Genomic DNA, 11690 nt, shown 5'->3' with positions numbered 1-11690 from the left:
CGCAATATCCAAAACATTAGGGAATCGATGAACAACAAACACAATCTTGCCTTGGTGGATGAAACCGCTCTCCAAGATGGAACCGATCCCCAAGGCAACACATCACCAGTCACAAGGCCAGATAAGCAAGCCTCATCTTGGCATGCTTTTTTAACCTTAGGGCTAGCCAAAACCGCCCGTGGTACAGTGCTGAAAACCTGCGATCACCAAGGCCCACTCTATGTTCAAAAACCCTTTTACCCTGAAGGCCCAGCAGTCGCCCATATTTATCTGCTGCATCCTCCTGGTGGTATGGTCTCGGGAGATCGCTTAACCATCACCGCCCATCTCGCGGAAAACACCCACACGCTCATCACCACGCCAGGTGCTGGGCGTGCTTATCGTGCCCGTGAAGACAAAACCCTACAGCATCAAATCATTGAGTTGAACGTTGCTCACGACAGCATTATGGAGTGGTTACCTCAGGAGACCATTCTCTACCCAAACGCCCATGTTCGCCTAGAAAACCGTATTAATCTCACCGGTAATGCAACCTTCATTGGCTGGGAAATTACCTGTTTTGGCTTACCAGCTAACCAAGAAACCTTTGAAGCAGGCCACGCCGAGCAAGGCTTGCAGATTTATCAAAATGGTCGCCTAAAAGTACGTGAACGACTCGTTATTGACGACCAGAGCCGAGAGATATTCACGGCGAAAGCGGGGCTAGACAACAAACCAGTAAATGGCCTGATGATTGCAGGCCCTTTTGACCAAAAACACAATTATGATGAACTCATCGATGCGTTACGTGGCTTGTGCCAAGCCCATCCGGCATTAAGCGGCGCAACCCTGGTTGACGACTTTATCATGGTGCGTTGTATTCATCATGATAGCGAACAGGTAAAACAATTGTTCACCCAATGCTGGCACCTCCTTCGCCCAGCTTTGATTAACAAAGAGGCCTGTGAACCGAGAATTTGGGCAACTTAACACTCCTCCCCCTTTTTAAGGAGGAGGTTGGGAGGGGGTTAAAGCAAATAGAACCCCACCCTAGCCCTCCCCTTATTAAGGGGAGGGAACCGTTTACTCCTCCCCCTTTATAAGGGGGAGGCAGGGAGGGGGTTAAAACAAATACCCCTCCTTGGCCCTCTTAGTCAGGGTTAAGAAATTAAAAACTAATAACGAAAGACAGAAAAAAGGCATTTAAGATGGAATTACTCCCAAGAGAAAAAGACAAACTTCTTGTTTTCACCGCTGCTCTGCTTGCCGAACGTCGCTTAAACCGTGGTTTGAAACTGAATTACCCTGAAGCCATGGCTTACATCACCATGGAAATCATTGAAGGCGCGCGCGATGGTAAAACCGTTGCCGAGCTAATGAGCTATGGCAAGACTTTATTAAGTGCCGATCAAGTGATGGACGGTGTGGTGGATTTGATTCATGAGGTTCAGGTGGAAGCCACCTTCCCTGATGGAACGAAGTTAGTCACTGTTCACAACCCTATCAACTAGGTTCTTTTTTAAAAGGAAAGCATCATGATTCCAGGTGAAATACAAGTTGCTAAAGGGGACATTGAGCTCAATGTTGGCCGTAAAACCGTCAAAGTTCGTGTCGAAAATACTGGAGACCGCCCTGTTCAAATTGGCTCCCATTACCACTTCTACGAAGTTAATCCTGCTCTCTCTTTTGATCGCGAGTCAACCAAAGGCTTTCGACTCAACATCGCCTCAGGCACAGCCGTTCGCTTTGAGCCAGGCCAAGGCCGGGAAGTGGAATTGGTGGAATACGCAGGTACCAAAACCATCTACGGTTTTCGTGGTGACGTCATGGGCACATTGGTAGGAGCAGAATAATGGCAAAGATGGACAGACAAAGTTACGCTCAAATGTTCGGTCCCACCACGGGAGATCGTGTACGTTTAGGAGATACAGACCTTTGGATTCAAGTGGAAAAAGATTTCACCACCTATGGTGATGAAGTGAAATTTGGCGGTGGTAAAGTCATCCGTGATGGTATGGGACAGAGCCAAGTCACCAATGACATCGCCGTAGATCTAGTCATCACCAATGCTCTAGTGCTAGACCACTGGGGCATTGTAAAAGGCGATGTTGGCATCAAAGAAGGCCGTATTGTCAAAGTCGGCAAAGCGGGGAACCCAGATGTTCAGGACAATGTAGACATTGTGGTTGGGCCAGGGACGGAAGTGATTGCTGGGGAAGGCTCGATCCTCACCGCAGGTGGCATCGATGCACACATTCATTTCATTTGTCCGCAGCAAATTGAAGAAGCGCTGACCTCTGGCGTCACAACCATGTTCGGCGGAGGTACAGGTCCTGCGACGGGGACCAATGCAACCACTTGTACACCAGGGCCTTGGTACTTAGGCAAAATGCTACAAGCAACAGACTGTATGCCCATGAACCTAGGCTTCCTCGGCAAAGGCAACGCTAGCCTACCAGAAGCTCTAGAAGAACAACTTGAAGCCGGCGCCTTTGGTTTAAAACTTCACGAAGACTGGGGCACCACACCTGCCTCTATTGATTGCTGTTTAAGTGTCGCGGAAAAATACGATGTACAAGTGGCAATACATACTGACACCTTAAACGAGTCCGGCTTTGTAGACAGCACCATTGGTGCCTTTAAAGACCGTGTGATTCACACTTATCATACAGAAGGCGCAGGTGGTGGACACGCACCAGACATTATCCAAGCGTGCTCTAACCCCAATGTTTTGCCTTCCTCCACCAACCCAACTCGACCCTACACACGCAATACCGTGGATGAGCATTTGGATATGTTGATGGTGTGTCACCATTTGGACAGCAATATTCCAGAAGACGTAGCCTTTGCCGATTCTCGTATTCGTAAAGAGACCATTGCTGCCGAAGACATTCTTCATGACCGGGGGGCGTTCAGTATGATTTCGTCTGACTCCCAAGCTATGGGCCGTGTTGGCGAAGTGATTACTCGCACATGGCAAACTGCCCATAAGATGAAACAGCAATTTGGTTTGCTACCAGAAGATGAAGAACTGGGAGCGGATAACTTCCGTGCTCGTCGTTATATCGCCAAGTACACCATTAATCCTGCTATAGCCCATGGCGTCAGTCACGAAGTAGGCTCCATCGAGCCGGGGAAATTAGCGGACTTGGTGCTATGGAAGCCCGCATTCTTTGGTGTCAAACCGTCAATGATTATTAAGGGCGGCATGATTGCCAGTGCGCCGATGGGTGACCCAAATGCGTCTATTCCAACACCGCAACCCGTTCACTACCGCCCTATGTTTGGTTCATTTGGCAAAGCAGCGGCAGCGACTTCTGTGACCTTTGTCTCGAAAGCCGCACTGAATAATGGTCTAAAAGAAAAACTGGGGCTAGATCGTACTTTAGTAGCTTGTCAAAACACCCGCAACATTTCCAAACTGGACATGGTGCATAACGATTGGTTGCCCAATATTACGGTCGACCCACAAACCTATGAAGTCCGTGCCGATGGGGAGTTGCTGACCTGTGAGCCTGCTGAGGTGTTACCGCTTGCTCAACTCTATTGTTTATTCTAGGAACGTCTATTTAAAGGAACACAAGATGCTGGATATTTACGAACGCTTAGGCACACACTGCCACGATGAAGTCTACACCAAAGTCATTTTGACCCACGAGCAACGAGATCGTGGTCGCTTAAAGTTAGTAGGCGAAAATGGCGAAGACATTCGTGTTTTTCTAGAACGCGGCAAACCGCTCCAAGTTGGGGAGTTTCTCAAATCTGAATGCAACAAAATAGTGCAGATAGAAGGTGCCGTTGAAGACGTAGCCCACGCAAGTTGCGACGACTGGGAAGCCTTTTCCAAAGCTTGCTATCACCTTGGTAATCGTCATACCAAAATCCAAATTGGCGAACGTTGGTTACGCATTAAGCCAGACCATGTGCTAGAAGAAATGTTACACATGCTGGGGTTGGTGATTAGCCATGAAGAGGCGGTGTTTATCCCAGAGTCTGGAGCCTATAGCCATGGTCATCACCACCACGGATAGCAGCTTACTGCGCCTCTTGCAGTTAAGCAGTGTCAGTCTGCCTGTGGGTGGCTATGCGTTTTCTCAAGGTATGGAGTACGCCATTGACCAAGGTTGGGTCAAGCGCAAAGCGGATGTGTCCAACTGGATCAGTTTACAGCTTCAACAATCGGTTGCTCGTGTGGATTTACCTATTTTACGACTCTGCATGGTAGCCGCGAGAGAACAAGATATACCACGTTTGCAGGAATTGAATGACTTAGCCTTGGCCTGTCGTGAAACCAAAGAGCTGCGCTTAAACGATACTGCCATGGGCGAAGCACTGGCTCGATTAATGCGCAGCCTTCAGATTGAAATCCCCTTTGTTCGTTTGGAAGACATCAGCTTTGTCACTTTATTTGCCATTGCAGCGAACCATTGGCAGATAGATTCCGACCTAGCGGCAGTGGGATTCACCTGGTCTTGGCTAGAAAACCAAGTGGCTGCTGCGACTAAGCTGGTTCCTCTTGGACAAACCCAAGCACAAGAACTGCTTGGCGAGCTACAGACGGATATCAATGAGGCCATCGCACACGGGAAAAACATTGAGGAAGACAGAATTGGTGCAGGCTTACCAGCCATTGCCATCGCCAGTTCGCTTCACGAAACACAATATTCACGGCTGTTTCGTTCTTAACCCCCTCCTAAACCTGCTCGATGAGGGAGAGGAACTGGGAATTTCAGGTCTGAGAAAGATCGTTCCCTCCCCTTTATTAAGGGGAGGGCTAGGGTGGGGTTTTAGAACAAACAGACTATTTATTATTCAAGTGACAACAAGGAAAAGATTATGAGTAAAAAACAAACCTTACGCGTTGGTGTCGGCGGCCCCGTCGGTTCAGGCAAAACCGCCCTACTACGCTCGTTATGTTCTGCCCTTCGCGACCATTACAATATTGCTGTCGTCACGAATGATATTTATACCCAAGAAGACGCAAAGTTTTTAACCGAGCACGAAGCCTTGGATGCTGATCGTATTATTGGTGTTGAAACCGGTGGTTGCCCGCATACGGCGATTCGAGAAGACGCTTCAATGAACCTTGCCGCCATTGATCAGCTTCTAGAGCGTCACGGTGAGTTGGATGTGATCTTTGTGGAAAGCGGCGGCGATAATTTGAGCGCAACCTTTAGCCCTGAATTATCCGATTTCACCATTTATGTGATCGACGTTTCCGCTGGAGATAAAATCCCACGTAAAGGCGGCCCTGGTATCACCAAATCTGATTTGTTGATCATCAATAAAACCGATTTAGCTCCTTTAGTTGGCGCTTCTCTAGAGGTCATGGATCGAGATGCGAAGATGATGCGTGGCGAACGGCCTTTTGTCTTCTCTAACTTGAAAAATGCCCAAGGCTTAGACCAAATCATTCAACTCATTATTAAAGAAGGTATGTTAGAATCCAAAACCATTCCAGCCGCAAGAGCGGTGGTTTAACCCATTGATTTTATTCAGGAGATTTACTATGCGTCGTTCTACGCTAAAAATAGGATTAACCGCTCTTATCACGATGCTACCCACGCTTGCCCTAGCTCACCCAGGACATGATGGATCAACCAGTTTTTCCACAGGGTTCATGCACCCAATGGGCGGCTTAGACCACTTACTCGCTATGATCGCTATTGGACTTTGGGCTGCTAGCATGGGAGGTCGTGCTTTATGGGCCGTTCCTGCTGCGTTTGTGGGGACAATGATTATTGGCGGTGCGTTAGCAATGGCCGGCATGCGAGTTCCTTTTGTTGAAGAAGGTATTTTACTGTCCGTTGTACTAATGGGGGCCCTTTTAATTGGCTCTGTTCGCTTTGATGTGAAAGTTTGTATGGCTATTGCGGGCGTTTTTGCCTTGTTTCATGGTGCCGCCCACGGTATGGAAATGCCACTAAACGCACATGGTGCTGAGTATGCGCTGGGCTTTGCGCTAGCAACGGCTTTATTACACGTGGTCGGTATGGGATTAGGTTTGATTCTTGCCCGTCTTGAAATGCCAATCATAACGCGTGTAACAGGCGGCATGATTGCAGCAGCTGGCGTGTTTATGGCAATCGCTTAACCCTCTTATCGACTTTAACAGCAGATTAAGCTGTTTTCAGGAAAACGTTGTCTAGTCAAACTAGTCAACGTTTTTCTTTTACTTATCACCCATTTTAGCTAGATTAAAAGCATTATATTTCATGTACCATAAGATAAGATGATTTTATAGGACGAAAAATCCTCTGTACTCATGATCGTTAGCTCATTCTCTTTAAAATACACGGGCGAGGACTGTCTTTGATTTTACCTAAAATTCGTTTTCCTTTTGTCGCCGCCATCTGTTTGTGTCTATTTACACTGTTATCAACTGCTTCTATCTATTTCGTTCATACCTATAACAGCTACTTCACCCATGAACAGAAAATTTTACTCGATAGCGTGATTCAGGATCAAAAAGCGATTCTACAGCGCCACTTATCGCTTACCTTTACCAGCACTCAGATACTGGCTTACAACATCCAGTTGAATCAGGGTTATATGCCCTATTTTAATAAATACGCAAAAAACATAATTGACTCTATCAGCAGTATATCGAGCCTGCAGTTAGCACCAAAGGGCATTATCGAAAAAATTTATCCGCCAAAAGGAAACGAAGCGGCTATCGGACTAAATATCCTAAAAAGCCCTCCATATAACGAATTGACAGACATTTCAATTCGTTATAATAAAGCCATTCTAACAAGCCCTGTTCAACTTATTCAGGGAGGAAGAGCGGTAATCTACCGAGTCCCTGTGAGCATCACAAACAGTGAGCACGAAAACTATTTTTGGGGCTTTGTGTCCGCCGTTATCAATCTCAATGTACTTATTTCAAATAGCCGTTTTAGCGATTTGGAACAACAAGGTTACCAATACAAAATACTCTACTTTAAAACGCCTTCCCATCCCATTGTAGTAGCTCAGTCCTCCGAACCAATCGGCAAACTGTTTTCAACCAGATACCTTTCTCTACCATCTGGTCAATGGCAATTAAGAATCAGCCACAGCATACCTAAAAACGTCCTTGGTGAGATGCAGTTTCGCTATACACTGGCACTGGTGATACCGGCTTTAATTTCCTTATTTTTCTTTTATATGCTGCTGCAGCCTACTCGCCTAAAACGGTTGGTGAATGAAAAAACCCAAGAGCTTGAAAAGCTTGCTTATGAGGATCCATTAACGGGTCTGCCCAATAGACGTTTTTTAACCGATAAACTGCAACACACCATTTTCAAACAGAAAAAGAAGGTAAGACGCTCCGCTTTCATCTATTTCGACTTGGATAATTTTAAAAGAATTAATGACTCCATTGGACACGATATTGGAGACCAAGTTTTGGTACTAGTCGCAGAAAGACTGCTTAGCATTCCTCATCAGAAAAGTCATGTCGTTCGTCTTGGCGGTGACGAGTTTTGCATCTATTTAAGTGATGTCGATGGTCATCACGAAGTGAGTCAATACGCCGAGCAGGTTTTACAAATCATTCAAAAACCCGTCACCATTTACAAACATCACTTTATGATGAGCACATCATTAGGGATTGCAATGGTCCCAGATGATGGGCAAGACTTAATCAGTATCATGCAACACTCAGATATGGCTCTATACCGAGCGAAGCAATTAGGAAAAAACCAGTACGCTTTTTATACAAAAAACATTAAAGACAATACCATGAAAGATATATTGGAGGAGGATGAGTTACACAGAGCCTTAAGCAAAAATGAGTTTGAGTTGTTTTACCAACCGCAATTTAACTTATCCAATGGCAAGATCTTTTCTGCTGAAGCCCTGATTCGCTGGCATCATCCAGAAAGAGGGCGGATTGGGCCTGACGCCTTTATCCCTCTAGCAGAAAGAACAGGATTGATTATCGATATAGGGTATTGGGTCATTGAAACCAGCATTGCATTTATTGCCCAACGACATCAAGACAGGTTAAGTCCCATCTGTATACACATCAATTTATCCGCCTTACAACTCAGGGATGCCAAACTGGTCAAACAAGTCTCCAAGCTACTGGATCAATACCAAGTATCGCCAAAAGAAATAGGTTTTGAAGTGACAGAAACCGCGTTACTCAGTGATATCACCTTAGCAAGTAATATTCTACAAACCTTTAAAAATATGGGGATTAGCATCGCTATTGATGATTTTGGTGTAGGATTCTCCTCTCTTGGTCAGTTGAAAAACCTACCCGTCAACGTGCTAAAAATAGATAAAAGCTTTGTTGATGATTTAGAAACCAACCCAAATGACAAAAAAATTGTCGAAGCCATTATCGCCATGGCACACAAGTTAAGCATTCATGTGGTCGCAGAAGGGATTGAAAATGAAACTCAGTGGCGTCTATTAGAAGATTATTCATGTGAGTATGGTCAAGGTTACATTGTTAGCCGCCCCTTACCCAAAGACGCATTCAACGCATTAGTCGAAAAAAACAAACAAGCCTATAGAAAAAACCTTGAACAAGATGCCTAAAGGGGAAAACGTCAGATCTACTCTGAGCTAGTACACGTCAGAGAGTAAGAGCAAGCTCTCACTCTCTTTTTAACCTTTTTAACGCATCCCCTTTAGACAGGCAATAACAGGTAATCAATGACCACCGGTGATATCAGGCTTGCTTTAGGAAGCAAGACAGATAGCCCGACCATGTTCGTGCACTTCGACAAGTTCTTTGTGCAAACTACAAATTGCTTGCTCGTAGTCTTCCTCTTCCACAACAAACTGCATATCCACCTGGCGCATAGATTGGTGCATTGCAAGCACGTTAATCTCTTGTTCAGCAATGGCTTTCACTGCTTTTGCCAACATACCTGTGGTTTTCATATCGCTACCAATAGCAGATACAATGGCAACTTTACGCTGAGAGATTTCCGCATCAGGGAATTTTTCATGCAATACTTTCATCACCCGTTTCAAGGTATTTAGACTCACGCCTAAATAATGAGTGATAGTGTTGGCATTAATGTCTTTGGCAATGATGTGAGCTTTAAACTGACGCATCACTTTCAGTATCGCCACATCGAACTGATCAATATCGCCTGCCATGTCTTGGTCAAAGATCTCAACCGCAAACACACCACGAGAACCGGCAATAATCTCAACACAAGGCTCATCACTGACGTAATCCCCCGTAATCAAGGTACCTGTATGTTCTGGCTCAAAGGTGTTTTTCACACGTAACGCGATATTATGCTGACGTAACCCTTTTGCCGCTTTAGGGTGAATCGCTTCCATCCCCAAATTAGCCAGTTGATCGGCAACATCATAGTTAGTTCGGCCTATTGGCACTGCCTTGTTCTCACCTACCAGTCGAGGATCCGCACTGCTTAAGTGAAACTCTTTATGAATAACTGCTTCACGAGCTTCGGTCAAAACCGCAATTCGACTAAAGGTCATTTCACTGTATCCCCGGTCGAATGTTGACATTAAACCTGTTTCACTATGAGCATAGCCTGTTGCAATAGGCAGCTGAGTAGACAGGTCAATGTCCTTAAATGTATCGATTATTCGCTCGTCAAGAGACATATGGCAAGGGCTATTCCACCCCGTCAAGTCAACAAATACCGCATTAACACCATCACGTTTTAATAAGGTTGCAGTATTCCAAGCACTATGTGCCTCACCAAGACTTGCCAACATTTCGCGCACCGTTGCCAAATGCTCGCTGATCGAAAAGTGACCATGTTGGCACAGGCGATGGAGGTCTTCTAAACACTCTTGGGCATCTTGCAAACGGCGATTCAAAAAGTAATTCGCTTCTTCCAGCAAAGTACCTTCAAATAACGAGTGATTAATTTCTAGCATGGCAGCCCGCACATCTTTCAGCGCTTTTGACCAAGACTTTTGATTTCGCTCTTTGGCAAAATAAGCATAAACACCAGCGTCACCGGTTTTTTTATGTTCAAGCAATTGGTCCGTAATACCACCATAAGCCGATACTACAAAAATGCGGTTATATAAGTCATTCGTTTGAGCTGGTTTAAACACGATATTATCGCGTACAGAGTGGTAGTCGCTCATGGACGTGCCACCGATTTTTTCAACTGTATGTAGTCCCATCATTAAACCCAATTTATTAAGGGGCTGAAGAGCAATCTCCAGCCAAAATCTAAACTGCCGCTATATTGTCATAAGGCTGCAAAAAGTTTAAGTATTAATCACTTTTTTCAACGGCCTAATGCTGTCTCTGGCGGCTATATATTCTGGTCTTACCTTAGTATCACCAAACGGTTTGCCAACACGATTGGATAAAGCATTGTAAACAAAGAACAAATTTGAGCGAGGCGCGGGGGTAATGTTACCGTTGGAGCCATGCAATAAATTGCAATCAAATAAAATAATTCGCCCCGGTTGCCCCACGGCGGCCTCAATACCATATGACTTCACCAAATTTTGTACGGTTTGATCATCTGGGACGCCTACTTCTTGTCTTTTTAACGATGACAGATAGTTATTGTCTGGTGTTTCCCCCACACAAGAAATATAAGTATGGTGTGACCCTGGAATGACAAGAAGAGGACCATTGTTATGGTCGTTAGGAGTGAGGGTAATGGACATACTCAGAGCTCGCATTCTCGGCATACCATCTTCCACATGCCAGGTTTCAAAATCAGAATGCCAATAGAACTCTTTCCCTCTAAACCCCGGCTTGTAGTTTAAGCGGGTTTGATGGAGATAAACCTGATCTCCTAATATGTATTCCGCGATTCTTACCAGTCTCGGATCTTCGGCAACGCTTTGAAAAAAATCATTCAGTTTATGAACATCAAATACCGAACGAATGTCGCCACTGTTGGCTTCGGTGATACTCTCTTCACGTTGTTTAATAAACTCATCATCTCGCAAACACTGCATGTATTGCTGCATTTTTGCGACTTCATCTTCGCTAAAAAGATGATCTAGAAATAAAAAGCCGTTTTTTTCATAGTGATCTAAAAGCGCCTCATCTAAAGGCGCTTTTTGTCGATCATCAGAGAAAATAACGGGGTCTTTGCGATTGAAATACGTAGGCTTCTGATATTGTCTAGATGGATAATCATCGACTACCCTATCTTTTTTCAATACTTCATCAGTAGTAACACTCCATTTAGTTTGCCCCAATACTTCAGGAGACCCACTATCTAGAACATACGCCGACGATGACATTATCGCTCCTCCTTCTATACTCCTCTATGTTAACGAAATGAGCTTTGTACCTTTACTTGAGTAGATTAAAAGATGTTTTATTAATCTAACAACTCGTAAGCGCCTTCTGAGTTGTGCACTTCTTTGCCTGTAATCGGTGGATTAAACACACATGCCAATTTAAGCTCTTTAAAAGCTCGTAAAGTATGAGCATCGTGTTTATCTAAGACATATACAACACCGGGTTTGATATGGTGTTTTTGACCCGTTTCGCGGCTTTCCACTTCCCCTTCACCGGAGATGCAATACACGGACTCTAAGTGATTTTGATAATGCATATCAAAATCTTTGCCTTCATAAATCGTCGTAATGTGGAAAGAAAAACCCATGTTATCTTCTTTTAGCAGTAAACGAGTGCTTTCCCAATTTCCATCAGGGGAAACGACACGACGTTCGGTCTTTTCGCATTCAGCTAAATCACGTGCAAACATTGTATTCTCCTATAAACGATCTTCACAATTTAAATCAGG

General features: G+C 44.8%; 12 protein-coding genes. 9 read left to right on the top strand and 3 right to left on the bottom strand.

Annotated features, from left to right (window positions below):
- The first annotated feature begins 27 nt into the window (after nucleotides 1–27).
- The 9 genes from JHD45_RS01045 to JHD45_RS01005 all read left to right on the top strand — a co-directional run bounded on the left by JHD45_RS01045 (nucleotide 28) and on the right by JHD45_RS01005 (nucleotide 8511).
- Nucleotides 28–969: an urease accessory protein UreD gene (locus JHD45_RS01045; RefSeq protein ID WP_199474186.1), complete on the top strand. Its 942-nt coding sequence runs from the start codon at nucleotides 28–30 to the stop codon at nucleotides 967–969.
- Nucleotides 970–1187: 218 nt separating this feature from the next.
- Complete coding sequence (locus tag JHD45_RS01040; RefSeq protein ID WP_067013674.1) at nucleotides 1188–1490, top strand: urease subunit gamma; 303 nt, start codon at nucleotides 1188–1190, stop codon at nucleotides 1488–1490.
- 24 nt (nucleotides 1491–1514) lie between these two features.
- Nucleotides 1515–1832 (top strand): urease subunit beta, encoded by a 318-nt coding sequence (locus JHD45_RS01035; RefSeq protein ID WP_199474184.1) that lies wholly within the window; start codon nucleotides 1515–1517, stop codon nucleotides 1830–1832.
- Nucleotides 1832–3538 (top strand): urease subunit alpha, encoded by a 1707-nt coding sequence (ureC, locus tag JHD45_RS01030; protein ID WP_199474177.1) that lies wholly within the window; start codon nucleotides 1832–1834, stop codon nucleotides 3536–3538. Before JHD45_RS01035 ends, ureC begins: the two co-directional genes overlap by 1 nt.
- A gap of 25 nt (nucleotides 3539–3563) precedes the next feature.
- Nucleotides 3564–4010 carry an urease accessory protein UreE gene (ureE, locus tag JHD45_RS01025; protein WP_067341716.1) on the top strand — a complete coding sequence of 149 codons (447 nt, stop codon included), beginning with the start codon at nucleotides 3564–3566 and terminating at the stop codon, nucleotides 4008–4010.
- Nucleotides 3988–4665, top strand: a complete 678-nt coding sequence (locus JHD45_RS01020; RefSeq protein WP_199474175.1) for an urease accessory protein UreF — start codon at nucleotides 3988–3990, stop codon at nucleotides 4663–4665. Before ureE ends, JHD45_RS01020 begins: the two co-directional genes overlap by 23 nt.
- 150 nt (nucleotides 4666–4815) lie before the next feature.
- Complete coding sequence (gene ureG / locus JHD45_RS01015; protein WP_199474173.1) at nucleotides 4816–5460, top strand: urease accessory protein UreG; 645 nt, start codon at nucleotides 4816–4818, stop codon at nucleotides 5458–5460.
- Nucleotides 5461–5488: 28 nt separating this feature from the next.
- Complete coding sequence (locus JHD45_RS01010) at nucleotides 5489–6073, top strand: HupE/UreJ family protein (RefSeq protein ID WP_199474172.1); 585 nt, start codon at nucleotides 5489–5491, stop codon at nucleotides 6071–6073.
- A 218-nt stretch (nucleotides 6074–6291) separates the two neighbouring features.
- Nucleotides 6292–8511 carry an EAL domain-containing protein gene (locus JHD45_RS01005; protein ID WP_199474170.1) on the top strand — a complete coding sequence of 740 codons (2220 nt, stop codon included), beginning with the start codon at nucleotides 6292–6294 and terminating at the stop codon, nucleotides 8509–8511.
- 144 nt (nucleotides 8512–8655) lie between these two features.
- Here JHD45_RS01005 and JHD45_RS01000 read toward each other — a convergent pair whose 3' ends face one another.
- From JHD45_RS01000 to JHD45_RS00990, 3 genes are all read right to left on the bottom strand, one after another.
- Complete coding sequence (locus JHD45_RS01000) at nucleotides 8656–10095, bottom strand: aspartate kinase (RefSeq protein WP_199474168.1); 1440 nt, start codon at nucleotides 10093–10095, stop codon at nucleotides 8656–8658.
- Nucleotides 10096–10182: 87 nt separating this feature from the next.
- Nucleotides 10183–11181: an ectoine hydroxylase gene (thpD, locus tag JHD45_RS00995; RefSeq protein WP_199474166.1), complete on the bottom strand. Its 999-nt coding sequence runs from the start codon at nucleotides 11179–11181 to the stop codon at nucleotides 10183–10185.
- An 80-nt stretch (nucleotides 11182–11261) separates the two neighbouring features.
- The gene (locus JHD45_RS00990; protein ID WP_067013657.1) at nucleotides 11262–11651 is read right to left on the bottom strand and encodes an ectoine synthase; all 390 of its coding nucleotides are present in this window, start codon (nucleotides 11649–11651) and stop codon (nucleotides 11262–11264) included.
- Between the last annotated feature and the right edge of the window lie 39 nt (nucleotides 11652–11690).

This window comes from Marinomonas spartinae, assembly GCF_016461715.1.
GTDB classification, from domain to species: domain Bacteria; phylum Pseudomonadota; class Gammaproteobacteria; order Pseudomonadales; family Marinomonadaceae; genus Marinomonas; species Marinomonas spartinae_A.
The sequence above is the reverse complement of the archived record's forward strand: the minus strand, read 5'-3'. Positions and strand labels throughout refer to the sequence as shown.